25 protein-coding genes and 1 pseudogene are annotated in these 25,517 nt (G+C 70.3%); 14 read left to right on the top strand and 12 right to left on the bottom strand.

Going from position 1 to position 25,517, the window contains the following annotated elements:
* Window positions 1-90: 90 nt before the first annotated feature.
* Genes ACFPZ3_RS45570 through ACFPZ3_RS45560 form a run of 3 tightly spaced genes read right to left on the bottom strand, consistent with a single transcriptional unit; the run spans window position 91 to window position 1,027 of the window.
* The gene (locus ACFPZ3_RS45570; protein WP_379520645.1) at window positions 91-570 is read right to left on the bottom strand and encodes a GNAT family N-acetyltransferase; all 480 of its coding nucleotides are present in this window, start codon (window positions 568-570) and stop codon (window positions 91-93) included.
* The gene (locus ACFPZ3_RS45565) at window positions 567-806 is read right to left on the bottom strand and encodes an NAD(P)H-binding protein (RefSeq protein WP_379520644.1); all 240 of its coding nucleotides are present in this window, start codon (window positions 804-806) and stop codon (window positions 567-569) included. Before ACFPZ3_RS45565 ends, ACFPZ3_RS45570 begins: the two co-directional genes overlap by 4 nt.
* Complete coding sequence (locus ACFPZ3_RS45560; protein WP_379520643.1) at window positions 803-1,027, bottom strand: LysE family translocator; 225 nt, start codon at window positions 1,025-1,027, stop codon at window positions 803-805. The genes ACFPZ3_RS45565 and ACFPZ3_RS45560 overlap by 4 nt, the downstream gene beginning before the upstream one ends.
* A 30-nt stretch (window positions 1,028-1,057) precedes the next feature.
* Between ACFPZ3_RS45560 and ACFPZ3_RS45555 the strand changes: the two genes are divergently transcribed.
* Together ACFPZ3_RS45555 and ACFPZ3_RS45550 are read left to right on the top strand one after the other, a co-directional pair.
* Complete coding sequence (locus tag ACFPZ3_RS45555) at window positions 1,058-1,756, top strand: class I SAM-dependent methyltransferase (protein WP_379520642.1); 699 nt, start codon at window positions 1,058-1,060, stop codon at window positions 1,754-1,756.
* 11 nt (window positions 1,757-1,767) lie between these two features.
* Window positions 1,768-2,418: a hypothetical protein gene (locus tag ACFPZ3_RS45550; RefSeq protein ID WP_379520641.1), complete on the top strand. Its 651-nt coding sequence runs from the start codon at window positions 1,768-1,770 to the stop codon at window positions 2,416-2,418.
* A 7-nt stretch (window positions 2,419-2,425) separates the two neighbouring features.
* Here ACFPZ3_RS45550 and ACFPZ3_RS45545 read toward each other — a convergent pair whose 3' ends face one another.
* Complete coding sequence (locus tag ACFPZ3_RS45545) at window positions 2,426-3,367, bottom strand: DUF2332 domain-containing protein (RefSeq protein ID WP_379520640.1); 942 nt, start codon at window positions 3,365-3,367, stop codon at window positions 2,426-2,428.
* 103 nt (window positions 3,368-3,470) lie between these two features.
* Between ACFPZ3_RS45545 and ACFPZ3_RS45540 the strand changes: the two genes are divergently transcribed.
* Window positions 3,471-3,812 (top strand): hypothetical protein, encoded by a 342-nt coding sequence (locus ACFPZ3_RS45540; RefSeq protein WP_379520639.1) that lies wholly within the window; start codon window positions 3,471-3,473, stop codon window positions 3,810-3,812.
* A gap of 5 nt (window positions 3,813-3,817) precedes the next feature.
* On the opposite strand, the gene ACFPZ3_RS45535 is transcribed toward ACFPZ3_RS45540, so the two are convergent.
* The 4 genes from ACFPZ3_RS45535 to ACFPZ3_RS45520 are packed head-to-tail and all read right to left on the bottom strand — an operon-like array spanning window position 3,818 to window position 7,476.
* Window positions 3,818-4,777, bottom strand: coding sequence for a hypothetical protein (locus ACFPZ3_RS45535; protein WP_379520638.1), 960 nt, complete (start codon window positions 4,775-4,777; stop codon window positions 3,818-3,820).
* Window positions 4,767-5,519 (bottom strand): ATP-binding cassette domain-containing protein, encoded by a 753-nt coding sequence (locus tag ACFPZ3_RS45530; RefSeq protein ID WP_379520637.1) that lies wholly within the window; start codon window positions 5,517-5,519, stop codon window positions 4,767-4,769. Before ACFPZ3_RS45530 ends, ACFPZ3_RS45535 begins: the two co-directional genes overlap by 11 nt.
* Window positions 5,516-6,496, bottom strand: a complete 981-nt coding sequence (locus ACFPZ3_RS45525) for an ABC transporter permease (protein WP_379520636.1) — start codon at window positions 6,494-6,496, stop codon at window positions 5,516-5,518. The genes ACFPZ3_RS45530 and ACFPZ3_RS45525 overlap by 4 nt, the downstream gene beginning before the upstream one ends.
* Window positions 6,493-7,476 carry a sugar ABC transporter substrate-binding protein gene (locus ACFPZ3_RS45520; RefSeq protein WP_379520635.1) on the bottom strand — a complete coding sequence of 328 codons (984 nt, stop codon included), beginning with the start codon at window positions 7,474-7,476 and terminating at the stop codon, window positions 6,493-6,495. The genes ACFPZ3_RS45525 and ACFPZ3_RS45520 overlap by 4 nt, the downstream gene beginning before the upstream one ends.
* Window positions 7,477-7,637: 161 nt before the next feature.
* Here ACFPZ3_RS45520 and ACFPZ3_RS45515 point away from each other — a divergent pair, with 161 nt between their 5' ends.
* The 7 genes from ACFPZ3_RS45515 to ACFPZ3_RS45485 all read left to right on the top strand — a co-directional run bounded on the left by ACFPZ3_RS45515 (window position 7,638) and on the right by ACFPZ3_RS45485 (window position 16,368).
* Window positions 7,638-9,311, top strand: coding sequence for a thiamine pyrophosphate-binding protein (locus ACFPZ3_RS45515; RefSeq protein ID WP_379520634.1), 1,674 nt, complete (start codon window positions 7,638-7,640; stop codon window positions 9,309-9,311).
* A 2-nt stretch (window positions 9,312-9,313) separates the two neighbouring features.
* A complete protein-coding gene (locus ACFPZ3_RS45510; RefSeq protein WP_379520633.1) occupies window positions 9,314-10,489 on the top strand; it encodes a CaiB/BaiF CoA transferase family protein in 1,176 nt (391 codons plus the stop codon).
* 16 nt (window positions 10,490-10,505) lie between these two features.
* Window positions 10,506-11,213, top strand: a complete 708-nt coding sequence (locus tag ACFPZ3_RS45505) for a GntR family transcriptional regulator (RefSeq protein WP_379520632.1) — start codon at window positions 10,506-10,508, stop codon at window positions 11,211-11,213.
* A complete protein-coding gene (locus ACFPZ3_RS45500) occupies window positions 11,210-12,736 on the top strand; it encodes a xylulokinase (RefSeq protein WP_379520631.1) in 1,527 nt (508 codons plus the stop codon). Before ACFPZ3_RS45505 ends, ACFPZ3_RS45500 begins: the two co-directional genes overlap by 4 nt.
* Window positions 12,737-12,854: 118 nt before the next feature.
* A complete protein-coding gene (locus ACFPZ3_RS45495) occupies window positions 12,855-14,204 on the top strand; it encodes an MFS transporter (protein WP_379520630.1) in 1,350 nt (449 codons plus the stop codon).
* Entirely contained in the window at window positions 14,201-15,154 is a 954-nt protein-coding gene (locus tag ACFPZ3_RS45490) for a MaoC family dehydratase (protein ID WP_379520629.1), read from the top strand. The genes ACFPZ3_RS45495 and ACFPZ3_RS45490 overlap by 4 nt, the downstream gene beginning before the upstream one ends.
* Window positions 15,155-15,222: 68 nt before the next feature.
* Complete coding sequence (locus tag ACFPZ3_RS45485) at window positions 15,223-16,368, top strand: CaiB/BaiF CoA transferase family protein (protein WP_379520628.1); 1,146 nt, start codon at window positions 15,223-15,225, stop codon at window positions 16,366-16,368.
* A gap of 36 nt (window positions 16,369-16,404) precedes the next feature.
* Here ACFPZ3_RS45485 and ACFPZ3_RS45480 read toward each other — a convergent pair whose 3' ends face one another.
* On the bottom strand, window positions 16,405-18,399 hold the full coding sequence (locus tag ACFPZ3_RS45480; RefSeq protein WP_379520627.1) for a GxGYxYP domain-containing protein: 1,995 nt from the start codon (window positions 18,397-18,399) through the stop codon (window positions 16,405-16,407).
* 289 nt (window positions 18,400-18,688) lie between these two features.
* On the opposite strand from ACFPZ3_RS45480, the gene ACFPZ3_RS45475 reads away from it, so the two are divergent.
* Window positions 18,689-19,018, top strand: a complete 330-nt coding sequence (locus tag ACFPZ3_RS45475) for a hypothetical protein (RefSeq protein WP_379520626.1) — start codon at window positions 18,689-18,691, stop codon at window positions 19,016-19,018.
* 22 nt (window positions 19,019-19,040) lie between these two features.
* Complete coding sequence (locus ACFPZ3_RS45470) at window positions 19,041-21,155, top strand: carbon starvation CstA family protein (RefSeq protein WP_379520625.1); 2,115 nt, start codon at window positions 19,041-19,043, stop codon at window positions 21,153-21,155.
* A 1-nt stretch (window position 21,156) separates the two neighbouring features.
* On the opposite strand, the gene ACFPZ3_RS45465 is transcribed toward ACFPZ3_RS45470, so the two are convergent.
* Window positions 21,157-21,813: a TenA family protein gene (locus ACFPZ3_RS45465; RefSeq protein WP_379520624.1), complete on the bottom strand. Its 657-nt coding sequence runs from the start codon at window positions 21,811-21,813 to the stop codon at window positions 21,157-21,159.
* A gap of 34 nt (window positions 21,814-21,847) precedes the next feature.
* On the bottom strand, window positions 21,848-22,414 hold the full coding sequence (locus ACFPZ3_RS45460) for a histidine phosphatase family protein (protein ID WP_379520623.1): 567 nt from the start codon (window positions 22,412-22,414) through the stop codon (window positions 21,848-21,850).
* A 59-nt stretch (window positions 22,415-22,473) separates the two neighbouring features.
* Here ACFPZ3_RS45460 and ACFPZ3_RS45455 point away from each other — a divergent pair, with 59 nt between their 5' ends.
* Entirely contained in the window at window positions 22,474-23,421 is a 948-nt protein-coding gene (locus tag ACFPZ3_RS45455) for a DNA polymerase domain-containing protein (protein WP_379520622.1), read from the top strand.
* A 123-nt stretch (window positions 23,422-23,544) separates the two neighbouring features.
* Window positions 23,545-25,047 carry a M28 family metallopeptidase gene (locus tag ACFPZ3_RS45450; protein ID WP_379520621.1) on the top strand — a complete coding sequence of 501 codons (1,503 nt, stop codon included), beginning with the start codon at window positions 23,545-23,547 and terminating at the stop codon, window positions 25,045-25,047.
* Window positions 25,048-25,116: 69 nt separating this feature from the next.
* Here the strand turns inward: ACFPZ3_RS45450 and ACFPZ3_RS45445 are convergent.
* A pseudogene (locus ACFPZ3_RS45445) lies at window positions 25,117-25,517 on the bottom strand (zinc carboxypeptidase); the annotation flags it as partial.

Here is a 25,517-nt window from a genome sequence, read left to right as displayed (position 1 = left end):
GCGACCTGGTCAAGGATATGACTTGGCGGGAGGGGTCCCGGGAGGCCGGTCGGAGGATGGGGGTCGGTTCGCCCCGCTGGGCGGGGGTGCCTAAGCTCCGATCCCACCAGTCAGGTCCAGCACCCCGACCGTCTGGCCGCCGCTCGTTTCGCCGGTGAGCCCGAATCCGAGCTTCTGGTAGAAGGCTCCGGGGCTACCCTCTCCGGGCTCCCAGCAGACGTACATGCGGGTGCTGCCGCGGCGCCTCACTTCGGCGGCCACCGATTCGACGGCGAAGCGGCCGATGCCGCGGCCCTGCGCTTCCGGGGTCACGTTGAGGCGCCACAGGCCGGATCGGAAGTCGAGTCCCCTGCCGTCCCAGTCGATGTCGATGAAGGCCATCAGGAAGCCCACCGCCTGCTCGCCGTCGAGGATGAGCCGGGGCCAGGCGACGTCGGGGCGGAGGTAGGCCTCGGCCAGCGACTTCACCACGGGTGAGACGAAGTGCTCCTGGTCCGGGCGGACGTTCACGGCGATGGCCGTGTCGAAGTTGGCGAGGGTGATGGGCGCGAGGCGCAGGTTCGGCGTCATCGCGGAAGGTTACGCCCCAGCCGGGAGGTGATCGTCTCGGCGGGTCTGCCGAGCACGTCGACTCCCTCGAATGCCGTACGCAGGCCGGCCAGGTCGTCATAGTCGCCGTGCAGTGCCGGGACGCCCTCCCGGGCCCGCTCGGGGTCGCGTACCACCGCCACCACGTCGGTTCTGGCACGGAGATGGTCGATGACCAGGCGGCCGAGCGCGCCGGAAGCGGCCGAGATCGCGATCACTGCGGAGACTCCTTCGGGTTCAGGAGATTGGTCGTCAGGCCGCTGAGGTACGCGCGCCGGCCCGACATGCCTGCGCCGCCTATGGCGACGTCCATCGGGCCGCTGTTCCTGTTGCGGATGGCCTGGACGCCGAGGTAGATGAGGTACGCGGCGCCGATGACGCGGACGGCGGTGAACGCGATCGGCACCGCCTCGAACAGGGCCGCCAGGCCGAGGGGCATGTCGGGATCGTCTCATGGGACCATGCGGCTATGGCGTCGACGTGGGATGAGGCCTTCGCCGACCGGTATGAGGAATGGTCGGCTCACATGGCGGCCGATGTCGCGTTCTATGCCGGGCTCGCAAAGGAGGCGGACGGGCCACTGGTCGAGTTGGCGGTGGGGAATGGGCGCGTCGCGATTCCGGTCGCGCGGGCGACGGGGCGGCGGGTCGTCGGGATCGATCTCTCGCCGGTGATGCTCGAACAGGCCCGCGTTCGCGCCGCCGAGCAGGGTGTGGAACTCGACCTTCGCGAGGGTGACATGCGCGAGTTCGAGCTGGATGAGCCCGCGGCGCTGATTTACTGCCCTTTTCGCTCGCTGCAGCATCTGCCGACCTGGGCCGACCGGCGTCGTGCCTTTGAACGGGTGGCCGCCTCGTTGCTGCCCGGAGGGCGGTTCGCCTGGAATGCCATCGCGTTCGACCACCACTTCGCCGCGCGGGCCGATGGTGCGCGTCAGGGGGAGCCGGTGCCGCATACCACCCGGTTCGCGGTGGGGGACAATCGGATCGACATCGTGCTCGATGATGGTGCGCGGAGTTCTTCCTGGTGGGCGACGAAGAACGAATGGCTTGGGCTGGTCGATGTGGCCGGGCTTGAGGTGGAGGCGTTGTACGGGGGATTCGGGCGCGAGCCGTTCACCGAGGACAGCCGGGAATACGTGTTCGTCGCCGCCAAGACAAAGCAGTGAGACTGCTGGGCATGAACGTTTCCGCTGAGCTTGTTCACCGGCTCGCCCATGTTCGCTGGATCGCCGGGGGCACCGGTGCCGGGAAGAGCACGCTCGCACGGCTGCTGGCCGAGCGGCATGACGTGGTGTTGTACGACGGTGACCAGGCCGAGCGGGGATATGCCGGGCGGTGCACCGTACAGCGGCAGCCTTATATGTGTGCGTTGTTGCGGACGCCGGTCGAAGACCGGTATGCCGGTCGTACGGCGGAGGAGATATTCCAGGCGATGCCGAGTCTCCATGGGGAGACCTTCGCATTCGTTGTTGAGGATCTGCTCGCCCTGCCCGACGATCGGCCGGTCCTGGTCGATGACTTCCGGACGTTGCCTCGTGAGGTGGCGTCATTGCTGGGGTGGCCGGAGCAGGCCGCCTTTCTGCTCCCGACGTCCGAATTCCGCCGGCGGGCCTTGGGGGATCGTTATGCGGATCCGGAGCGGGCGCGGGCCAATTGGGGGAACGCCGACCATGTCGCGGCGCTGACCCAGCGAATGGCGCGTGATGAGCTCTGGGACGAGGAGGTACGGCGTCAGGCTCTTGAATGCGGTCTGGCGGTTGTGCGCGTCGATGGTTCTCGGGGTGTTGAGGAGTTGGCGGGTGAACTGGCCGGGAGGTTTCGCCTGTGAGGCCTTGTCATGGCGCGGCGAGCCACCGCACGTGGCCGCCGTGGAGGGCGGTGACGGCGAGTGGGTGGTCGTCCAGGGACAGTACGTACGCCGCCGTGTCCAAAGGGTCCGAAGGTGAGGCTTCCTGGGAGATCCAATGGGCGTCGAGTCGCCTGACCTGGTTCACGAACGTGGTCCGGTCCGGGGGCGGCACGTAATAGAGCACCGCCGTGTGGAAGACGACCAGCGTGGCGTCCGGGGGTGCCTGGGCGGCCAGGTCGACAAGGTGGGTGTTCAGGTCGCCGCGGACGATGTGGGGCGGGTCGGCCTGGGCCAGGGTGACCGCGGTGTTCAGGCGTTCCAGGCGGTCGTGTTGTTCGGGCCAGACGAGGGTGCGGAGCCATTGGACGTCGTCGGGGTCGGTCACGTCCAGGGGGTTGAGGTCGATCCCGGCTCGCCAGGCCACCGTTATCGGTCCCGGCTTGGCCAGGTGGGGCGGTGGGGTGCCCGCTACCTGGCAGTGGAGGTGCAGCGGGCTGTCCGGGGCGCCCGTCCTGTGGCCGTCGGAGTAGGTGTAGGCGTAACGGTCGGGGAGGAGACACAGGCCCGCGGAGGCGCCGACCTCCAGCAGGGCCAGGGGCTGGGGGAGCGAGGCGAGCAGGGGGTAGAGGGCGGCGCATCTGGCCGGTTCGTTGGTCTGGGTGCGGCGGGCGAGCATCGTGGTGCGGATGGCCTCGCGGTGGGTGAGGACGGAGCGGCGGAAGTCGGCGTAGCCGGACGGGGTGCCGGTGAGGTGGCGGGCGGCGGCGAAGAGGAGGTTGGGCTGGCGTTTGGGCGCGGGGAGGGTTAACAGCAGGTCGAGCAGGTCGGGGTCTTCCGCCACGCCGAGGGCTAGGGCCTCGTAGAGGGGTGACTCTCCGCGGGCTTCCAGGGAGGCGAAACTCCGGTACTGATCCGCCGTGGTCAGCATGGCCCGAAGCCTAACCGGCGACGGCGTCATGGCACATGTCCGAAGCCTGACGACGGCGTCACCATGCATGGCCGGGTCATGGCGGCGGGGGATCATGGGGTTCATGGGCACGTGGGTGTACGTACGCGGCTGGCTGGAGTTCAACGGGCAGCGGGAGGAGGCCGAGCGCATCATCAGGGAAGGCGACACCCAGGGGTGGGCCTTTCCCGAGGGTGGCTGGCTGGAGGCGGTCTGTTATGCGCGGGCCGTCCGGGCGGGCGTTCTGGACGGCGTACTCGATCAGGTGCGGCGGATCGCGGCCCTTCCCGCCGATGAGGACGGGGATCGGGTGTGCGGGTTGTTTCTCGCCTTTCACGAGGTGGAGGGGCAGAGCGAATGGCAGGTACGCGATGGGGAGGTGTTCGTCGGCCCCGCCTCCCCTCGGTACGACTATCTGTGGAAATAGATGGATCAGAGCGGGCAGGCGGCCCAGCCCACCGTGCTCAGCCGGCCGTCCCCGCGGCGTACCCAGACCTCAAGCTCCATCCCTCGCTCCCCGACGCCCGTGACCACCCCGCCCACGCTCAGGGGTTCGAAGACCGTCACCGGCTGGACGAACTTGCACCGGATCCAGCCGTCCGTCAGCCACCTGGCGCCGAAGAAGCCGGTCAGGAGGTCCAGGATGAGGCAGCACTGCTGCTGGCCCTGCACGATCGGGAGGGTCAGGCCGCCCTGGCGGGCGATGTCGAGGTCGCTGTGGATGTTGCGGACGTACTCGCCGGCGCGGGAGAAGACCGAGGCCTGCTCCTGGGTGATGACCTTGGAGAGGGGCTGGAGCGGGGTGCCGGGGGTCAGGGCGTCGGTGGCCTCGGCGGCGTAGGGACGTGTGGAGTCGATTTCGCCGGTCACGCGGGGGCCGCCGGTGGTGCTGCCGCGGCCGGCGACCTCGCCGGGGACCGTGCGGAGGATCTCGACGCCGCGGTGGCGCACCAGGGCGCGGCCGTCCTCGCCGGTCGCCTGAGCCTCCATGATGACGTAGCCCTGGCCGCGCCGTTCGTACGCCTCCACATACCGGCCCTGGAGGGTCACCTTCTCGCCCACCCGCGCCGGTGAGGAGAACCAGAGTTGTTCCTCGGTGTGCAGGCCGACCGTGCGGCTGGCGGCGTACCTGGTGGTGAAGAGCTGGACCAGGTCGTTGGTGAGCAGGCCGGCCTGGGCGATTCGCCCACCGAAAGGGCTGGTGGAGAAGTGCCAGGGGCGGTAGTCGTCCTGGGTGAAGGCGAAGCGTTTGACCTTGTGGTCGTCCACGACGATCGTGACGGGGCCGAAGTCCTCGGGGATCTCCAGGTTCTCGAACACCGGCTCCTTGAGCCCGGCCTCGGGGTCGACGCCCCGCGCGAAAGCCGTGGGGTCGGTCAGGTCACGGTTCATCGGAAATCTCCTTCGCGCCCGTGATCAGGGCGACGATGTCGTGTTCGGTAACCTCATCAGCCCGTACGTCCGCCGCCTTGGCGCCCTTGCGCAGCACCACGATGCGGTCGGCCAGGCGCATCACCATGGGGATGTCGTGGCTGATGAGCAGGATCGCGGCCCCGTCGCCGCGCAGGTCGCCGATGGTGGTGACGACGCGCTCGCTCTCCTGCACGCCGAGCGCGGCGGTCGGCTCGTCGAGCAGTACGAGCCTGCGCCGCCACAACCGGCAGCGGGAGATCGCGACCGCCTGCCGCTGACCGCCGGAGAGCCGGGCCACCTTGGCGTCGGGGGAGGGCACGTTCACCGACAGGCCCCCGAGCACCTCCGCCACTTCGGCGGCCATGCGCCTGCGGTCGACGCGCCGCCAGGGGCCCCAGCCGCGGGTGGGTTCGCGGCCGAGGTAGATGTTCTCGGCCACGGTGAGGTTCTCGCAGAGGCCGAGGTCCTGGTAGACGGTCTCGATGCCGAGTTCGCGCGCCGTGGCGGGCGAGTGGGCGGTGACGGGGCGGCCCTCGCAGGCGATGGTGCCGCCGGTGGGCTGGATGACGCCGGACAGGGCCTTGACGAACGTGCTCTTGCCCGCGCCGTTGTCGCCCACCAGCGCGACCAGCTCACCCGCCGAGATGTCGAAGTCCACCCCGCGCAGCGCCTGTATGGCGCCGTAGCGCATCTCCAGGCCGGTGGTGGTCAGCAGGCTCATGACGCCCTCCTTTGGCGCAGGCCGCTCCAGAGCACGGCGCCGATGACGACCAGACCCTGGCAGATGAGGAAGACGTAGGACGACACGCCGATCAGTGTCAGCCCGTTGCCGAGGACGGCGATGAACAACACGCCGAGCGCGGTCCCGGCCAGCCGGCCCGTGCCGCCGAACAGGCTCACGCCCCCGACGACGACCCCGGCGATGACGTTCAGCTCCATGCCGCGGCCGATGGTGGCGTTGCCGGAGTCGAGCTGGGCCGCGTACAGGAGGCCGCCGAGCACCGCCAAGCACTGGACGATGACGAACGTGCTCACCCGCAGCGCTTTCACGTTCAGCCCGTAGCGGCGGCAGGCCTCGGCGTTGCCGCCCAGGGCGTACAGGTGGCGACCGTACCTGGTCTGGCGCAGGATCCACATGCCCGCGGCGACCGTGCCGATCATGATCCAGACCGGGGTGGGGATGCCGATGAGGCTGCCGTCCCAGAGCGGGCCGAGGCCGTCGGGGATGGGGGAGATCGTCACGCCGTCGCTGATGGTGAAGGCCAGGCCCTGCAGGGCGGACAGGAGGCCGAGTGTGATGATGAAGGAGGGGATGTTCCAGGTGACGCGGAGCAGGCCGGTGAACAGGCCGATGAGCGCGCCGCCCGCCAGGACCAGCGCGACGGCCACCGCGAGCGGCAGCCCGGCCTGGACCGTCAGGGCCGCCACCACCACGGTGCTCAGGCCGACCGTGGAGCCGACCGAGAGGTCGATCTCGCCGGTGAGGATGACGAACGTCTGGCCCACGGCCACGATCATCAGCACCGACATCTGCTGGAGCAGCACGGTCATGTTCGTGAGCGTGAGGAAGTTGGGCGCGACCGCGGTCCACAGGACGACCAGCAGGACCAGGCCCGAGCCCACCCCGGCCTCCGCCCGCCAGGCGGCCAGCCGTCCCTCCCCGGCCAGTCCGGGCCGCGGCGCCGGTACGGCCGTCACTTGGCGCCCGCCTTGCCCAGCTCCGCCAGGAACGCGTCGAGGGCCGCGGTGTCCCCGGCCGAGTACGTGGCGGGCGGCACGGTGGCCGCCGTCCCCTTGTCGCCCTTGGCCGCCTTGACCGCCAGGCGCACGCTCTCCATGCCCACGTCGTACGCGTGCTGGTCGGCCACCGCCCGCACCGGCGAACCGGGCGTCTTCATGATCTCGGCGACCTGCTTGCTCATGTCGATGCCGAAGATCTTGGCTTTGGACTTGAGCCGCTGCGCCGCGATCGCCGCGCCCTGCATGGCAGCGCCGTTCCAGGCCCACACGACGTCGATGTCGGGGTGGCTCTGCAACACGGTCTCGAACGCCTTGGCGCCCGCGTCGGGCGAGCCGACGGCCTCGGCCGAGGTCACCACCTTGGCGCCGGGCATCTCGGCCAGGAACGCCTTCTTCCGTACGGCGCCGTTGGGTTCGGTGTCGCCGGTCAGCAGGGCCATCTTCGCCTGTCCGCCCAGTTCGTCGTCCGCGTACTTCTTGGCCAGCTTGCCCACCGAGGCGCCGAGCTGGGCGTTGTCCACGCCGACGAAGTGGGGGAAGGCGTTGTCGCCGGCCTTGGAGTCGTACTGGACGATCGTCATGCCGTACTGGTCGGCCTTGCGCAGGGTGGCGACCGAGGCGCTCTTGTCCAGGGGCGCGATGACCAGCACGTTGTCGCCCCGGGCGTGCAGGGTGTCCACGAGCTGCGCCTCCGTGGCGAGCTGGCGGTTGGACACCTCCACCTTGATCGGCACCTTGGCCTCTTTGGCGGCGTCCCGCATCCCCGCCTCGATGAGCTGCCAGAACTCCAGATCCCTGGCGTACATGATCGCCCCGATCTTGAGCTCGCCCTCCTGTGCCCCGGTGCTCGCGCCCTTCTCCTGCCCCGTGGAGCAGGCGGCCAGCGCCAGGACGGTGAGCAGGGCGAGGGCGCGGCGGGCCGATTGCATGTGCGGCATCGCGACCACCTTCTAATCTGACTAGACAACTAGCCTTATCGTGGTTTCGGGTCAGTTTGCGGGGCTTCCGTGCTGCTCGTCAAGGGGTTGACATCTGTCCGTAATGCGGGTGAAACTCCTAAATCAGTCTAGACAACCAGACAGAATGGATTTCGATCTTCATGGCTGACAAGATCACCGGTGGTGAGCTCGTGGTCCGGCTCCTGGTGTCCCTCGGTGTCCGGCACGTCTTCGGCGTACCTGGTGGGCAGACGCTCGCGATCACCGACGCCATCATCGACACGCCCGAGGTGGACTTCGTGACCGCCCGCCATGAAGGCGCCGCCGCCGTCATGGCCGACGCGTACGGCCGGCTCACCGGCACCCCCGGCGTGTGCCTGGCCACCACGGGACCCGGTGCGACGAACCTGCTCACCGGCGTCGGCGGCGCGCTGCGCGACTCCAGCCCGGTCCTCGTGATCACCTGCAACAACAACGGCGAGAACATCGACAGGGACGACGCCCAGGGCGCCGACCACGTGTCGTTGTTCCGGCCGCTGGTCAAGCACGGCCGCCTGGTCGCGCACGCGTCGAGCATCGGGCAGGCGATCGAGGAGGGGTACGTGCGGGCCATGACCGGCAACCCCGGCCCCGTGCATCTGGACTTCGCCCGCGACGTCATCGAGTCCGTGCTGGAGGAGCCCGCCGAGGTGCCCGCCACGCACCCCCTGCGCGGCTGGGTCGGCCAGCGCCCGCGCGCCGACGCCGCCGCCCTGGCCGGCGCCGCCGAGCGGATCTCGGCGGCCCGCCGGCCCGTGCTCTGGCTGGGCAACGGCTGCAACCGGTCGGGGGCGGGGCAGGCGGCGCTCGCCCTGGCCGAGGCGCACGACCTCCCGATCGTGACGACGTTCAACGGGATCGGCTGCGTGCCGACCACGCACCCGCTGGTCTTCGGCGCGCTCAGCCGGATGGGCACCAACCTGTCCACCCGGGTCGTCGCCGAGTCCGACCTGGTCATCGCGGTCGGCAACAGCCTCAACGCCATCTCCACCAGCCGCTGGACGCTGCCGCTGCCCGAGATCGTGCAGATCGACGTCGAGCCGGCCACCATCGGCCGCTACTACGCGGGCAGCACGCTCGGCGTCGTGGGCGACGCCAAGGACGCGCTGGAGACGCTGGCCGGGGCGCTGTCCGGGCCGGTGCGGGAAGAGCGTAAGACCTGGCTGGCCGAGCTGGGCGGGGCGCGTACCCGCTGGTGGGAGTCCACGCCGGACGGAGGGATGTCGCCCGCCGACATCGTGCGCAGGCTGCGCGAGGTGACCCCCGACGACACGCTGCTCATCCCCGACGCGGGCAACCCCGGCGTGTGGTCCTACCTGTGGGAGATCCGCCAGGCGGGCACCTACCTGAAGCCGGTCGGGTTCGGCAACATGGGCTTCTCGGTGCCCGCCGCGATCGCCGCCGCCGTCACCGACCCCACCCGCCCGGTGCTGGTGCTCGTCGGCGACGGCTCGCTCGGCATGACCCTCGCCGAGCTGGAGACGCTGGTCAGGGTGGGCGGCCGGGTGTGCGTCGTGGTGCTGAACGACGAGGGCTACGGCAACATCCGTCAGGAGCAGATCGTCAAGTACGGCCCCCGCACCATCGGCGTCGACTTCGGCCCCGCCGACTACGCCCAGGTGGCCAGGGGACTCGGCCTGTCCGCCCGCCGCGTCACCGACCTGGACGAACTCGCCGCCCGGGTGGGTGAGACGCTGGCCGGGGAGACGCCGGCGCTGTTCGACGTGCCGATCGACCCCGAGGTGAACGCGTGGACCTACCCGGCGTTCCGCAAGTACGAGCCTGAGGAGGGCTGAGATTGAGCGCACTGGACGGGATCAGGGTGCTGGACCTGTCGAGGTTCATCGCCGGGCCGCTGTGCTGCCAGATCCTCGGCGACATGGGCGCCGAGGTCGTCAAGGTCGAACGCCCAGGTGGCGAGGACGCGCGTAAACACGCCCCCTTCCACGAGGGCCAGAGCGTCTACACCATGATCTACAACCGCAACAAGCACGGCGCCACCCTCGACACCCGCCACCCCGAGGCCCGCGCCCTGCTGGAGGGCCTGGTACGCGTCAGCGACGTGGTCGTCGAGAACTACCGGCCCGGCACCATGGAGAAGATGGGCCTCGGGTACGACCGGCTGCGCGAACTGCGGCCCGGCGTGATCCTCGTGTCCATCTCCGGGTTCGGCCAGACCGGGCCCCTGGCGGAGCGCGCGTTGTTCGACGCGATCGCCCAGGCCACGGCCGGCCTGATGAGCGTGACCGGCGACGGCGCCCCCACGCTGACCGGCACGTACATCGCCGACTACGTCGCGGGCTACCACGGCGCGATGGGCGCGCTGCTGGCGCTGCTGCACCGGGAGCGCACGGGCGAGGGGCAGCACGTGGACGTGGCCTCGTTCGACGCCCTGTTCGCGGCGCTCGGCACCAGGCCCAGCGCGTACGCGATGCTCGGGGAGACACGTGGGCGCAACGGCTCGCGCGACCTGCTCACCGCGCCCGCCAACGTCTTCCCCGCCGCCGACGGCTTCGTCTACATCCACGCCGGCACCGATCCGCTCTTCCCGCGCCTGTGCGCCGCCATCGGCCGCCCCGAACTCGCCGCCGACGAACGTTTCCACGGCGTGCCCGCCAGGATGGCGCACGTCGAGGAGCTGGAGAAGATCGTCACCGAGTGGACGACGCCGCGCGACTGCGCGGAGATCGCCGGCACGCTGAGCGCGGCCGGCATCCCCTTCGGTAAGGTCGCCGACATCCCGGAGGTCGTGGAGTCGCCGCAGGTGGCCGCCCGCGACATGCTGCTCGACGTCGAACATCCCGTGCTGGGCACGCTGAAGCTGCCCGGCATCCCGATCAAGCTGTCCGCCTCACCCGGTCAGGTACGCAAACCGCCGCCGCTCGTCGGGGAGGACAACGCCTACGTGTACGGCGAACTGCTCGGCCTCGATCGCGCGGAGATCGATCGGCTGCGTACGGAAGGGGCGATTTGAGGGCGATGATGTTCCCGTGAGTCCGGTCCCCATGTACGAGGTCATCTACGGCGACCTCCTGTCCCAGATCAAGAGCGGCGCGCTGGCCCCGGGCGACCGGCTGTCCAGCGAACCCGCCCTGGCCTCCCAGTACGGCGTGAGCCGCATGACCGTGCGCCAGGCTCTGGACCAGCTCGAATCCGAGCACCTCCTGGTACGCCGGCGCGGCTCGGGCACCTACGTGGCCGAGCCGTCCGCCACCTACCGCCGGATGAACCGCCTCGGCTCGTTCGGCGAGGAGATGGGCGTCTCCGAGGTGACCACGGACACCAAGTTCCAGGGGTCCGTGGTGCCGCCGGACGAGGTGCGGGGGAAGCTCGGGCTCAAGCCCCGGCAGAAGGCGGTCCGGCTGCTGCGCGTGCGGCTGGTGTCCGGCACGCCGGCGGCCGTCCAGGAGTCGTGGCTGCCCTACTCCCTCGCTCCTCAGCTCGCCCGGGAGGAGTTGATCGGCGGGTCGCTCTATGGCACGTTGCTGGAGCGGTGGGGCGTGAAGCTGAAGTGGGCCGAGCAGACCATCTCGGCGGTGGCGGCCACCGGCGAGCACGCGGGGTGGCTCGGGGTGGAGCAGGGGAGCCCGCTCATCTCGATCACCCGGGTCGCGTTCGTCGACGACGGGACGCCGATCGAGCTGGCGCACAGCTGGACGCGGCCGGAGTTCCCGCTGTTCGCGAGGCTCGAAACGTGACGGTAGCCGTTTGTGCGGTGGATGTGGGCACGTCCGGGACCAGGGCCGCGATCGTGCGGGCCGATGGTGTGATCGTGCGTTCGGCGCGCCGGGCCCACCCCGGCACGGCGGGCGGCGGGTTCGACCCGGCCGAGCGCTGGCGGTTGCTGGCCGGGCTGCTGCGCGAGGTCACCGACGGCCTGCGCGAGCCGCCCATGGCGCTGGGCATCGCCGGGCATGTCGGCTGCGTGCTCGCCGACGACGCGGGCGATCCCGTGATCGAGGGCGCGAGCTGGTCGGACGCACGCGGCATCGACCTCGTGCGGCGAGCCTGGGCCGGAGGCCCTGCGCGACGGGCCGGGGGCGACGACGCCAGGCGGCCAGACTGCGGCGAAGGTCCTGAGCGGGGTCCTGAGCCGGGCCTTGAGCGGGCACTGCGGGTAACCGGCAGGCCCGAGCTCAGCGGGGGTGCGGTGCCGCTGCTGGCGTGGCTGACCGAGAACCGGCCCGAGGTTGCGCGGAAGGCCCGCTGGGCGCTGAGCCCCAAGGACCATCTGATCCTGCGGCTGACCGGTGTGGCCGCGACCGACGTCACCAGTGCCGCCTACACCCTGGGCTTCGACGTGGCCGCTCGCGAATGGTCGGTGCCGTTGATCGAGGCGGCCGGGGTGGACCCCGGGCTGTTCCCGCCCGCGTACGACGCCTCCGAGGTCGTCGGAGCGGTCACCGCCGAGGCGGCCGAGGCGACGGGCCTGCCCGCCGGGCTGCCGGTCGTGGCGGGGGGACCGGACGGCACGGCGGGGGCGGCGGCCGTGCTGGGCGCGCGTACAGACGTGATCGTGGACGTTGCGGGCACCACGGACGTGCTGAACAGGGTGCTGACAGACCCCGGTGGGGTGGCGGCCGGGGTGGCGGTGCTGAATCCGTACGTGATGCCGGGGTTGTGGGCGTGGGGCGGGCCGACCGGGATGACCGGGGGCGCGGTGGCGTACCTGCACAGGCTGCTCGGCCTGGGCGATCTCGCCCAGGCCCCGCCCGAGCTGACGGCCGCGATGGCGCGGCTGCCGCCGGGTTGCGCGGGACTGTCGGTGGTGCCGCTGGTCAGCGGCTCCCGTTTCCCCGACTGGCGGCCGGCCGAGCGCGGCGCCCTGTGGGGACTGGCCGAGCACCACACGCCCGCGCACGTCCTCAGAGCGACCCAGGAGGGCGCCGCCTACGTCGTCCGCACGGGTCTCGACCGCATAGACCCGCACGCCACGATGCCCGTCCTGCTGGCGGGCGGAGCCGCGCGATCGGCGGAGCTGTGCCAGTTGCGCGCCGACGCCACCGGCCGCCCCGTGCTCGCCGGCGCGGAGCCCGACGCGAGCCTGCTGGGCGCGGCCCTGTTCGCCCTGGCCGGAGCCGGTGTGTACGCCGACGCGCCCACCGCGCAATCCCATCTGGCCACGGCCACGAGCCGCTTCGAGCCCGATCCCGTACGGGCTGACCAGCACACCGGCCTCTACGAGCGGTGGCTGAGGACGAGGGCGTCCCTGCCCGCCTGAAGCCCGAGTTTTCTACCCTATTGACATGGGGTTTCGGTCAGGTAAATTACTCCCTCATAGAGTCTAGTTGTCTAGACAGAAATTGTTCCCCGGGGGAGACGAACCGGAAAGAGGCGCGATGGCCACCGACAAAGTTCCCCAGAATGCCCGCCGAGCGGCCCTGGCCTCGCTCGTCGGCACCGCCATCGAGTGGTACGACTACTTCATCTTCGGCTCGGCCGCGGCCCTGGTCTTCGGTGACCTGTTCTTCCCCGGCAGCAGCCCCATCGTCGGCACGTTGTCATCGTTCGCGGTGTTCGGCGTCGGTTTCCTGGCCCGCCCGCTCGGCGGCATCATCTTCGGCCACATGGGCGACCGGCTCGGCAGGAAGCGAGCCCTGGTCATCACGCTGATGATCACCGGCCTGTCCACCACGGCCATCGGCCTGCTGCCCACCGCCGATTCGGTCGGCATGCTGGCCCCGGTGCTGCTGGTGGTGCTCCGCCTGGTCCAGGGGTTCGGCGTCGGCGGCGAGTGGGGCGGCGCGGCGCTGGTCGCGGTGGAGAGCGCCCCGGAGGGCAAGCGCGGCAGGTACGGCGCGTTCCCGCAGATGGGCAACGCGATCGGCGTGGTGCTGTCCACCCTGGCCTTCGGCGCGGCCAGCGCGCTGCCCGACGAGCAGTTCCGCGCGTTCGGGTGGCGGCTGCCGTTCCTGGCCAGTCTGCTGCTCGTCGGGGTCGGCCTGGTGATCCGGCTGCGGCTGATGGAGACCCCGACGTTCCAGCGCATCCGCGACAGCGCACAGGTGGTGCGCTCACCGCTGAAGGACGTGCTGGCCACGCACCGCCGCGCGCTGGTGCTCACCACCGGCATGCGCATCTCGGAGAACGTCCTCGGCTACATCATCCTCACCTTCACCCTCTCGTACGCCACGCAGGAGATCGGCCTGGGCCGTTCGTCGGTGTTGTTCGCCACGGCGTGCGCGGCGGCGGTGGGCATCGGCAGCACCTACCTGTTCGGGGCGCTGTCGGACCGGATCGGGCGGCGGCCGGTGTTCCTGTTCGGCGCCCTGTTCGCCGCCGCCATGGCCTTCCCCTTCTTCTGGTTGCTCAACTCCGGCACCGCCGTGCTGGTCTGGCTCGGCATCGTGGCCTACTACTCGATCGGCGTCGGAGCCCAGTACGGCATCGAACCCGCCTACTTCGCCGAACTCTTCGACACCCGCGTGCGCTACAGCGGCATCTCGATCGCCTCGCAGGCCGCGGGCATCATCGCCGGCGGACTCACCCCGACCGTCGCGACCGCGCTGCTGGCCTGGTCCGGCGGCTCGTACTGGCCGGTCGCGACGTACATCATCGTCGCCGCGGCGATCACCGCCGTCGCCATCGCGTTCGCCCGCGAGACGGTCGGCGTCGACCTCGACGACGTACGCCAGGACCAGCCTTTGACCCCAGCCCCGACGAACATCGCAGGGAGATCATCCGCATGACGACCACCACCGGAAAAAAGGAGGCCCGTTACGAACTGGTCGAGGTGCCCGAGCCGCTCGGCCCGGTCGAGGTCGTGCTCGACGAGGCCAAGATCCGCTCGTACGCCTTCAGCCAGGACGACTACGGCTCCTGGTACTTCGGCCCCTCACCCTTCGGCGGCCCCGTCGCGCACCCGCTGGCGCTGGCCAACGACCTGCTGTTCCTGTTCTACGACAGGTACGACGGCAACACCGCGCAGGGCCTGCACACCCACGAACGGCTCACCTTCCACAACCCCGGCTTCGCCGGCGAGCGGGTCACGGTCAGCGGCGCGTACGTGGAGAAGTACGAGCGGCGCGGCAACGGCTACGTGGTGCTGGAGGCCGAGGCCAGGGGCGAGGACGGGCGGCTGCTGGTGAGCCACCGGGGTGTGGAGATCATGCGCGTGGTGGCCGGCAAGGTCGTCGGGCGCGGCAGCGCGGAGCCGTCGGGACGGCGGGTCGGGGGCCTGGTGCGGGCGGACGCGCCGGTGGCGGAGCGGGCCGCGCACGGGCTGCCCAAGGGGGCCGGGCTGCCGCCGCTGACCAAGCGCGTCTCCCAGGACCAGATGAACGTCTTCTCCTGGGCCGGGCAGCACTACTCCAACGTGCACACCAGCATCCACCGGGCCGCCGAGTCCGGGCTCGACCGCACCATCGTCCAGGCCCAGCAGCAGACGGGGCTGATCACGCGGGCGATGACGGACTTCTTCGGGGCGGCCTGGTTCACCAGCGGGCAGCTCGACCTGCGGTTCGTCGCTCCGGCGTACTGCGGAGAGGCGCTCACCGTGCGCGGCGCGGTGCTGGAGGAGAGCGGCGGGCGGCTGGAGCTGGAGGTCTGGGTGGACAAGGACGACGGCCGCAAGACGGCCTTGGGCTGGGCGAGCGCCGCGATCGGCGACTCGGACGAGCGGCCGGGGCAACTGCTGTGAGCGGGCCGCCCGACGGTGTGGAAGGAGCTGCTGTGAGCGGGCCGCCCGGCGGCGTGGAAGGAGCTGCTGTGAGCGGGCCGCTCGACGGCGTGAAGGTGCTGGACCTGTCGCGGTTCATCGCCGGGCCGTACTGCGCGATGTTGCTCGGCGACCTCGGCGCGGACGTCGTCAAGGCCGAGAAGCCGGGCACCGGCGAGGAGGCCAGGCTGATGCGGCCGCGCGCCGGCGACGAGAGCTTCTACCTGCTGGCCTTCAACCGCAACAAGCGCGGCATGACCGTGGACTTCCGCTCCCCTGAGGACCAGCGGCTGCTGGCCCGACTCGCCGAGCGGGCCGACGTGCTGGTGGAGAACTTCCGGCCGGGCACGCTGGAGAAGATGGGGCTCGGCCCGGACGAGCTGCTGCGCCGCAACCCGGGCCTGATCGTGGCCCGCTGCTCCGGGTTCGGGCAGGACGGGCCGCAGGCCGGGCGCACCGGGTTCGACGCGATCGCGCAGGCGGAGTCGGGGCTGATGAGCATCTCCGGCGAGCCGGGCGGCGAGCCGATGATGTCGGGGACGTTCATGGTGGACTACTCGGCCGGGATGCAGCTCACGATCGGGGTGCTGGCCGCCTACGCGGAGCGGCAGCGTACCGGGCGGGGGCAGGTGGTGGACGTGGCGCTGCTCGACACGGCGTTCTCGCTGATGATGACCTCGGCCACCGAGTACCTCATGCAGGGCCGCGAGACCGGGGCGGTGGGCAACCGCGACCGGTACGGCGCTCCGGGCAACACCTACCGCAGCGCCGACGGCTGGGTGCACGTCGTGGGCGGCAGCGATGCCCACTTCCCCCGGCTGCTGGCCGCCATGGACCGTCCGGAGCTGGCCGACGACCCGCGCTTCCGCACGCTGGAGGACCGGCTCGCCCATCGGGACGAGATCGACGCCATCGTGGAGCGGTGGACGTCGCGGCTGCCTGGGGACAAGCTCCTGGCGGTGCTGGAGGCGGCCGGGGTGCCCTGCGGGAGGGTGAACGGGGTGGCGCAGGCCGTACGCCATCCGCAACTCCGGCACCGCGAGCAGATCGTCGAGGTCGAGCACCCCGCGCTCGGCCCCGTGCCGCTGCCCGGCGTCACCGTGAAGCTCTCCAGGACTCCCGGCGCCGTCCGCCTGCCGCCGCCCCGGCTGGGCGAGCACACGGCGGAGATCCTGGCCGACTGGCTGCCCGGGTGACGGTGCGGCCATCAGGGCGATGGCCGCACCGGACGATCATTTCGCGAGGAGATGGAAGAAGACGTCCCCGCGTACGATCTCGAACGGGTCAGTGAGCAGGGCGCCGAGCTCGGCGATGTCGCTCGGCGTCCAGTTCCAGGCGTTCACCGCCCCGGCGATGAACAGCGGCCGCGTCCCGTCCCACCCTTCGATCTTCCTGAGCAACGTGTCCCGGTACTCCTGCGCCTTCCCCTGCGGCGAGAAGTTCCCGATCACGGGGATCCCGGCAGGCCGGATCTGCAGGTCGCCGCTCTCCCACGACTGGATGATGCCGCGCAGCGGCGTGTTCTTCCGGTACGACGCCACGATCCGCTCATCGAACGCCACCCAGCCATCGCCCTCCGGTTTGCGATGGTTGTAGGCATAGACCAGATCCATCCCGGTACGCCGGAGGAACCGCCCGGTCAGCTCGGTATAGGCGTCCACATCCTTCTCCGGCCACGACCCGGGATAGGTGTAGCCCGCGCCGGACGGGCCCGCGATCAGCAGGTCGTTGTCGGTGACCGTGCGCTGGTAGTACGCCAGCAGCGCGGGCCCGATCTCGGCCAGCAGCGGGCTGACCGTCCAGTTCGTCGGCACCCGGCCGCGCGCCGGGTCGTCCCACAACTCCCGCATCCTGCGCTGGCAGTACTGGACGTTGTCGCCCTCGCCGACCGTGAGCGTCAGGTAGACCTTGTTGCGCACGGTGGCCTGGGGCCTCGGGCGTACGCGGTCGGAGACCTTGGCGGCGACGCCCGCGTGGACGGTGGCGTTCATGTAGTAGTCGGCGGGCACCACCTCGACCGCGTGTTGCGAGGCCCGGTCCACGCCGCCCCACTCCCCGGCCACGTCGTTGGAGAACCAGCCCGCGTACGGCGTCGTGGGTTCGACCTTGCCGAGGATCTCGTCGAGCAGCTCACCCGTCTGCCCGCTGGGCGGCAGCCAGAACACCATGGCGCGCATCGCCACCGTGTAGTCGCGGAAGTACGGGAAAGGCTCGACCCGGGTCGGCGCGGTGGTGGTGGCGGTGACCAGGTACTGGTTCCACAGGTCCACCTCGACGAGCAGCTGCTTGGCGCCGGGCGGGGCGGTGAAGCGGTAGATGAAGTAGTTGCCGCCGTCGGCGAAACGGTTGGCGTCCCCGCCGAGGGCCGAGTTGAGGCCGTCGAAGAGGTACGGGGTCTCGGCCTCCGTACCGGGGGTGAACGAGGCGATCTGCGTCCCGTCGGCCTTGACCACGACCGAGCCGACCGAAGCGCCCCAGCCGTCGTCGCCCAGGGAGTCCTGGAAGCGCAGGTAGACGCCGTCCTGACCGGTCAGCTCCTGGCTGAGGTCGAACGTGCGCACCTCCCGGTTGGAGGAGTCCCTGATCCGCTCGCTCTCCCTTGCGACCTCGCGCCACTGGACGTCGCCCACCTTGACCGTCCTGGTCGGGGGCAGGCCGCTGAGCAGGGCGTGGGTGCAGCGGGGGAACAGGGTGTCGAGCTGCCAGCGGTAGGTGGCGAGCACGTCGCCGGGGTCGAACCGGCCGCGCAGGTCGGTGATGGTCTTGAGGCCGTACTGGGCGGCCTGCTCGGCGGTGGCGGCGACGGCGCTCTCCAGGCCCGCCAGGGTGGTGGCGACGTTCACCGAGTCCGGTACGGCCGGGTCGTGCAGGATCGCGCCCCTGACCTCATTCTTGTAGCGGGTGATCAGGTCGAGCGGGCGGTCGTGGCGGGTGACGGTGGCCCCGGTGCTCGGCAACCAGCGGACGTCGTAGTTCTCGGGGGTGTAGTTGAAGTACAGGCGGGGGCGGCGCCGGTTGACGACTCCCTGGAGGGTGGTCAGGAGTAACTGGTCGTTGCCGTGCAGGGTGCTGATGTCGGCGAAGTCCAGGCGGGTGGGGCGGCCGAAGCCGGGCAGGAGGGGGGCTTGGGCGCGGGCCGCGGCGGGGGAGGCGGGCAGGGTGAGCCCGAGTCCGCCGGCCGCCAGGACCACGCCGTTCGCCCAGAGGAAACTACGTCGAGACACCATCGGTTCACTGCTCCTGTGGGGGGAGAACCAGGGCATGACAGCGTTGTCATCCGTGAACGTAACAACGTGACGGGTTGTTGTCCATGCTGTAAAAGGGACCGTACTTTCGGCCGGTGTCGCGCTCGGGTGCTGGCTCCTAGCCTGAGCGGTGTGCGTGGTCGTCAGCCGAAGTGCGGTGGGTGGTGGGCTACGGGCGACCGTAAAGCAAGCAAGCTTTTGGTTTATAAGTTGATCACGCCGGGTAAGGCCGACGGTGAATTCTGAGCTGCCTGAATCTCAGGAGCCACAGATGTCCCGTATCACGCTCACCCCTGCCGCCCTTGAAGCACTGCTCGGCGAAGAAGTGATCTTCTTCGACTGGCATGTCACCGGCCTGTGTTGCGCGGACGCGGGGGAGTTCTCGGTAAGGCCGCTGCGCCGATCCCGCCTGCCCCGCCGGGCTCGCCCCCTCAGGACGACAGAGGCGAAAGAGTTGGTGTACGCCCATCCGACCGCCTGGGTGCATCTCGCCGAGCTTCCCGTCACGATCGACTGCCGTCCGCTGTGGCGCTGGCGGCGTTTCGTCACCGATCTGCCACCGGACGCCGGTCTGCGCTGCTGCCTGGGGCGCCCTATATAGCCCGATATATGGGAGGTAACCGGTGAAGCTGCGTTCCATCATCATCTGGTCGGCGGTGGCCATCGTCGGGGCCGTGGGGTGGGCGGTGCTCGCCCTGTCCAGAGGCGAGAACGTCAACGCGGTGTGGCTCCTGTGCGCCGCGCTCGGCTCGTACGCCATCGCCTACCGGTTCTATGCCCGCTTCATCGTGCGCAAGGTGCTGCGCGCCGACGACCGCAGGGCCACCCCCGCGGAGCGGCTCGACAACGGCATCGACTACCAGCCGACCGACCGCCGCATCCTGTTCGGTCACCACTTCGCCGCCATCGCCGGAGCGGGGCCGCTGGTCGGGCCCGTGCTGGCGGCGCAGATGGGTTACCTGCCCGGCACCATCTGGATCGTCGCCGGGGTGATCTTCGCCGGGGCCGTGCAGGACATGGTGATCCTGTTCTTCTCCATGCGGCGCAACGGCCGCAGCCTCGGGCAGATGGCCCGCGACGAGATCGGCCCGGTGGGCGGGGCGGCGGCGCTGATCGCGGTCTTCGCCATCATGATCATCCTGCTCGCCGTGCTGGCGCTCGTCGTGGTCAACGCCCTGGCGCAGTCGCCGTGGGGTGTCTTCTCCATCGCCATGACCATCCCGATCGCCCTGTTCATGGGCTTCTACCTGCGGGTGATCAGGCCGGGCAGGGTCGTCGAGACCACGGTGATCGGGGTCGCGCTGCTGCTCCTGGCGATCGTGGCCGGAGGCTGGGTGCAGGGGTCGAGCTGGGCGCCGATCTTCACGCTGAGCCCGTCCGCGCTGTCCTTGTGGCTGATCGCGTACGGGTTCGTCGCCGCCATCCTGCCCGTCTGGATGTTGCTGGCGCCGCGCGACTACCTGTCGACGTTCATGAAGATCGGCACCATCGTGCTGATCGCGATCGGCATCGCCGTCACCATGCCGGCCATGCAGACCACCGCCTTCACCGACTTCGCCTTCAGCGGCAAGGGGCCGGTGTTCGCCGGGTCGTTGTTCCCGTTCGTGTTCATCATCATCGCCTGCGGGGCGCTGTCGGGCTTCCACTCGCTGATCTCCTCCGGCACGACGCCCAAGATGATCCAGAAGGAGACCCAGGTACGGATGATCGGCTACGGCTCCATGCTCATGGAGTCGTTCGTGGCCATCATGGCGATCACGGCGGCCTGCGTGCTGAGCCCCGGGCTCTACTTCGCGATGAACTCCCCGGCCGGCGTCGTCGGGGCCACCGTGCAGACCGCCTCTGAGGCGGTCGCCAACATGGGCTTCGTCATCACGCCCGAGCAGTTGCAGGCGGCCGCGACGGCCGTACAGGAGGAGACGCTGATCGCCAGGACGGGCGGCGCGCCCACGCTGGCGGTGGGCATCTCGCAGATCTTCTCCGGCTTCCTCGGGGGAGCGGGGCTGCAGGCGTTCTGGTACCACTTCGCGATCATGTTCGAGGCGCTGTTCATCCTCACCACGGTGGACGCGGGGACGCGGGTGGGGCGGTTCATGCTCCAGGACACGCTCGGCAACCTGTGGAAGCCCCTCTCGCGGGTGAGCTGGTGGCCGGGGCTGGTCGCGGCCAGCGCCGTGGTCGTGGCGGCCTGGGGGTACTTCCTCTACCAGGGCGTCAACGACCCGCTTGGCGGGATCAACCAGCTCTTCCCGCTGTTCGGCATCGCCAACCAGCTCCTGGCCGCCGTGGCGCTCACCGTGGCCACGACCTTGCTGATCAAGAGCGGGCGGCTCAAATGGGCCTGGGTGACCGGGGTGCCGCTGGCCTGGGACGTGGCGGTCACGCTGACCGCGAGCTACCAGAAGGTCTTCTCGACCGACCCCACGCTGGGCTTCTTCGCCCAGCGCGACCGCTACCAGACGGCGCTCGACCAGGGGAAACTGCTCGCGCCCGCCAAGACGACCGACGCGATGCAGCAGGTCGTGCTCAACTCGACCGTGGACGGCGTCCTGGCGGCGCTGTTCGCGGTCCTGATCATCGTGGTGATCGCCGACGCGGCCCGCGTGTGGACCAAGGCGATCAGGACGCGGGAGCCGCTGCCGAGCACGGAGGCGCCGTTCGAGGAGTCCAAGATCCTCGCCCCGGCCGGGCTCATCGCCACGCGTGAAGAAAGGGAGATGATGGCCAAGGCGCCCTGAGTCAGGGCGCGAGCCAGCCCTCCGTGGGCCAGCTCTCGCGCCTCCAGGCGCTGTCCCAGAACATCCACTCGTACGCCGCCGCCCGGCCGTACGCCCGCGCCATCGCCTCGCGGGTGTCCGGGTCGGCGGCGTTCGCGAGCCGGTCGGCGATGCCCTTGGCCTGCTCGACGGAGGCCGCGAAGGTGGGGTCGGCGTAGGTGGAGATCCACTTGCCGTACGGGTGCCCGGGGACGGCCTTCGTCAGCAGCGCCGTACCGACGTCCTGGTAGATCCAGAAGCACGGCAGCACCGCCGCCGCGATCACCGGGTACGGCGCGGTGAGCGCCGTGGCCTGTAGGAACGACGCGTACGCCAGGCACGTCGGCGAGGTGGCGACACCGGTCGCGTCCTCGATGTACCCGGCGTGCAGCAGCCGCTCGGCGGCCAGCGCCGTGTGCGCGCTCTGGGCGAAGAACGCCGCGTCGGCCGGATCGGTGGCGCGGGCGGAGGCCGTGGCCAGCGCCTTGGCGTACGCCTCCAGGTAGCGGGCGTCCTGCACCATGTAGAACGCGAAACGGTCGCGTTCGAGCGTGCCGTCGCCGAGCCCTTCGAGGAAGGGATGCCCGTGGATGGCCTTCATCAGATCGGCCGTGCGCAGCCACATGTCATCGCAGAACATCGCGTCTCTTTTCACTAGATTGCGTGGAAGTAGCTCAGGTGCGCAGCTCATGGGGCAGGTGGCCCTGGTCGTTGAAGTAGAGCAGGGCGGGCGGACGGTCAGGGGAGTAGCGGATGGCGGTCAGGGCGGCGTTGCCGTGGTTGAGGCCGAGCCAGCGCCACGGCGGGGCGTACTGGGAGTCCCTGACCAGCCAGGCGGCCAGGAAGTTGTGCGTCACCACCAGTTCGTGGCGGGTCTCGTCCACCGGTCCGGTGAACAGGTCGAGGGCCTCGTCGGCGAGCTTCTGGTCCGCGCCGGGGAACTGGCCGACGAAGGCGAGGAGGCGGTCGGCGTACTGCGGGGGCAGTTCCGCCCTGGTCGGCGCGTACGGGACGTAGTCTCCCGCGGCCTCCGACACGTGCAACGGCACCTCGGGGAGGTGCTCGCCGATCAGGCGGGCGGTCTCGGCGGCCCTGGGCAGGGGGCCGTGGTGGATCGCGGTGAGAGGGACGCCCCGCAGGCGCTTGCCGAGCAGCGCCGCCTGGCGGCGGCCGGTGTCCGACAGGCCGCTCTCGTCCGGCGTGGCCTCGCCGTGACGGGTGAGGTAGAGGTAACGGGTCATGCGGACCATTGTGGCCTGGGATGTTGACCATACGTTCGAGTGTGGGCATCGTAGGGCGGGTGGCCGCTGATGAGACACGCGACGAGGTCGCCCTGACCAACCTCGACCAGCCGTTGTTCGACGGCGCGGACGCGACCAAGCGCGACCTGGTCGACTATCTCGACGCCGTCCGCGACCGCATCCTGCCCGCCCTGCGCGACCGCGCCCTGTCGGTCATCCGGGTACGCCCGGGGCAGGAGCCGTTCGTGCAGAAGAACCTGCCCAAATACGCCCCCGACTGGATGCGGTCGGTGACGGTGTGGGCGGATTCGTCGCGCAGGCAGGTGACGTACGCGTTGTGCGACGACCGGCGCACGCTGCTCTGGTTCGCGAACCAGCGGGCGGTGGAGTACCACCCGGCGCTGTTCGTCGGCGAGCATCCCACGCACATGATCCTCGACCTCGACCCGCCGGAGGGCGACTCCTTCGCGATGGCCGTGCGCGGCGCGTTCCTGGTCAAGCAGGCCCTTGACGATGCCGGGCTGGCGGGGGCGGTGAAGACCAGCGGGGCCAAGGGCGTGCACGTGTTCGTGCCCGTGGTGGAGGGCACCTCGCCCCACGACCTGGCGGCGGCCACCCGCGCCCTGGCCGCGCGTGCCGAACGGGTGGATCCGAAGGTGGCCACCACGGCGTTCATCCGCGAGGACCGCGAGGGCAAGGTCTTCCTCGACTCCACGCGCGCGGGCGGCGCCACGATGGCGGCCGCCTACAGCCCCCGCATCCGCCCCGGCGTGCCCGTCTCCTTCCCCGTGGCCTGGGCGGACCTGGATCGGGTGGCGCCTCTGGACTTCACGATGCGTACCGCGCCCGGCCTGCTGGGGGAGGCCGATCCGTGGGCCGAGCACATGCCGGCGCCGCAGCGGTTGCCGGACGACCTCGTGGCGGAGGGGCACACGATTCCGGTCGCCCGCGTCGCGGCCATGCACGAGGGCAAACGGCGGAAGGCCCGCGCCCGTCGCGGGGAGTGAATGTCCGGATTTTGACGCATTAGTGGGTCTTCTCAGGGATTCTTCGCCGGGTTACGTTCCGTTCGCGGCGGCTCGGGGGAATTGCCGGCGCGATCTCCTGTCCATCTGTGGGGGGAATCCCGTATGCGAAGAACGCTCATCGTCCTGATCGCCGCTCTCGCCTTACCGCTGACCATGGCTGTACCGGCCAGTGCGGGCGGGCTCGACGACGTGTTCGCCAAGCTGCTCGTCAAGCAGGTCAAGGGAGCCAACGCCAAGAAGCACCTCCAAGCCCTGCAGGCCATCGCGAACGCCAACGGCGGCACCCGCGCCGCCGGCACACCCGGTTACAACGCCTCCCGCGACTATGTGGCGGGCAAGCTGCGCAAGGCCGGATACAAGGTCACGTTGCAGCCGATCAACTTCGTCGAGAGCTGGTCGGAGAACTCGCCGCCGGTCCTCGACCTCACCGCGCCCACCGCGAAGTCCTACTCGCCCAACAACGACTTCTTCACCTTCCAGCCCTCCCCGTCGGGCGACGTGACCGCGCAGGTCCAGGGCGTGGACCTGACGCTGCCGCCGAGCCCGGCACCCACCTCGACCAGCGGCTGCGAGGCGGCGGACTTCACCGGCTTCGTGGCCGGCCGGATCGCCCTCATCCAGCGCGGCACCTGCCCCTTCGTCAACAAGGTGCAGAACGCCGCCGCGGCGGGCGCGGTCGGGATCATCGTCTTCAACGAGGGCCAGCCCGGACGTACGGACGCCTTCCCGCTGGACATCGGTGAGTGGCGGGCCGGCATCCCCATGGTCTTCGCCGACTTCGCCGTGGGCAACGAGCTGGCCGCCACGGCGGGCGCCACCGTCCACCTGAAGGTCGACGCCAACCTCGTGCTCGGCACGAACGACAACGTGATCGCCGAGTCCCGCTTCGGCGACCCGCGCAACGTCGTCATGGTCGGCGCGCACCTCGACAGCGTGCCCGAGGGGCCCGGCATCAACGACAACGGCTCCGGTACGGCGTCGATCCTGGAGATCGCAGAGGAGATGGCGCTCTACCCGGTCAAGAACAAGGTCCGCTTCGCGTTCTGGGCGGCCGAGGAGATCGGGCTGCTGGGCTCCGACCAGTACGTGGCGTCGTTGTCGGAGGCGCAGCGGGACCGCATCAGGGTGTACCTGAACTTCGACATGGTCGCCTCGCCGAACTACGCCTACATGTTGTACGACGGTGACGACTCCGACGGCGAAGGCTCCCCGGCCGGTCCGCCCGGCTCGGACCGGATCGAGCAGATACTGACGTCCTTCTACGGCTCGCGCTCACTGCCCACCATCGGCACCGACTTCGACGGCCGCTCGGACTACGGGCCGTTCATCGCGGTCGGCATTCCGGCCGGCGGCATCTTCACCGGCGCGGAGGGCATCAAGACGGCCGAGGAGGCGGCGCTGTTCGGCGGGACGGCGGGGGTGGCGTACGACGTCTGCTACCACCAGGCGTGCGACACGATCGCCAACATCAACGACACGGCGCTCGACGTGGACCTGGACGCCATCGCCGACTCGACGGCCCGCTTCGCCTTCAGCCTCCGCGGCATCCCGCAGCGGGTGGCCGCGAAGACGGCGGCTGCTCTGTCGCCGGAGAGCACAAGCTGACCGGCCTCACGGTCTGACGGCATCCGGCCGGGTGGGTATGTCTGCCCACCCGGCCGAATCGTCCGGGGGTTATCGGGTGATCTTGACGTCGTCCACCCCTGCCTCCACCAGGGAGGCTCCCGAGGCGTCGGCGGCGTCGATGAGGATGCGGACCGTCTGACCCGCGAAGGCGTTCAGGCTGGCCGTGGCGGTGGCCCAGGCGCCGTTGCGGTTGGTGGCCGCGCCCGCCTGGTTGAGCACGGTGGTCGTGGTGGTGCCGACCACGCGTACCCGGAGGTAGTCGGCGCTGGAGGCGTTCGAGCCGTGCGCCAGGTACCAGGAGAGCGAGAGGTTCAGCGCGCCCGTCGACGGCAGCGTGATAGGTGGCGACTGGATCGAGGTGATGCCGCCGTCGATGTCGAAGTCGCCGACGGCGGTGCCCGCCAGGGGGCCCGTGACCAGGTCGTTCGTGCCGCTGACCGTGGTGCCGA

This window comes from Nonomuraea insulae (genome assembly GCF_042656245.1).
The sequence above is the reverse complement of the archived record's forward strand: the minus strand, read 5'-3'. Positions and strand labels throughout refer to the sequence as shown.

Bases quoted from the DNA above. Each gene is read 5' to 3' on its own strand.
- ACFPZ3_RS45570 (WP_379520645.1), bottom strand. From the start codon at position 570: ATGACGCCGAACCTGCGCCTCGCGCCCATCACCCTCGCCAACTTCGAC.
- ACFPZ3_RS45560 (WP_379520643.1), bottom strand. From the start codon at position 1,027: ATGCCCCTCGGCCTGGCGGCCCTGTTCGAGGCGGTGCCGATCGCGTTC.
- ACFPZ3_RS45555 (WP_379520642.1), top strand. From the start codon at position 1,058: ATGGCGTCGACGTGGGATGAGGCCTTCGCCGACCGGTATGAGGAATGG.
- ACFPZ3_RS45550 (WP_379520641.1), top strand. From the start codon at position 1,768: ATGAACGTTTCCGCTGAGCTTGTTCACCGGCTCGCCCATGTTCGCTGG.
- ACFPZ3_RS45545 (WP_379520640.1), bottom strand. From the start codon at position 3,367: ATGCTGACCACGGCGGATCAGTACCGGAGTTTCGCCTCCCTGGAAGCC.
- ACFPZ3_RS45540 (WP_379520639.1), top strand. From the start codon at position 3,471: ATGGGCACGTGGGTGTACGTACGCGGCTGGCTGGAGTTCAACGGGCAG.
- ACFPZ3_RS45535 (WP_379520638.1), bottom strand. From the start codon at position 4,777: ATGAACCGTGACCTGACCGACCCCACGGCTTTCGCGCGGGGCGTCGAC.
- ACFPZ3_RS45530 (WP_379520637.1), bottom strand. From the start codon at position 5,519: ATGAGCCTGCTGACCACCACCGGCCTGGAGATGCGCTACGGCGCCATA.
- ACFPZ3_RS45520 (WP_379520635.1), bottom strand. From the start codon at position 7,476: ATGCCGCACATGCAATCGGCCCGCCGCGCCCTCGCCCTGCTCACCGTC.
- ACFPZ3_RS45515 (WP_379520634.1), top strand. From the start codon at position 7,638: ATGGCTGACAAGATCACCGGTGGTGAGCTCGTGGTCCGGCTCCTGGTG.
- ACFPZ3_RS45495 (WP_379520630.1), top strand. From the start codon at position 12,855: ATGGCCACCGACAAAGTTCCCCAGAATGCCCGCCGAGCGGCCCTGGCC.
- ACFPZ3_RS45490 (WP_379520629.1), top strand. From the start codon at position 14,201: ATGACGACCACCACCGGAAAAAAGGAGGCCCGTTACGAACTGGTCGAG.
- ACFPZ3_RS45480 (WP_379520627.1), bottom strand. From the start codon at position 18,399: ATGGTGTCTCGACGTAGTTTCCTCTGGGCGAACGGCGTGGTCCTGGCG.
- ACFPZ3_RS45475 (WP_379520626.1), top strand. From the start codon at position 18,689: ATGTCCCGTATCACGCTCACCCCTGCCGCCCTTGAAGCACTGCTCGGC.
- ACFPZ3_RS45465 (WP_379520624.1), bottom strand. From the start codon at position 21,813: ATGTTCTGCGATGACATGTGGCTGCGCACGGCCGATCTGATGAAGGCC.
- ACFPZ3_RS45460 (WP_379520623.1), bottom strand. From the start codon at position 22,414: ATGACCCGTTACCTCTACCTCACCCGTCACGGCGAGGCCACGCCGGAC.
- ACFPZ3_RS45450 (WP_379520621.1), top strand. From the start codon at position 23,545: ATGCGAAGAACGCTCATCGTCCTGATCGCCGCTCTCGCCTTACCGCTG.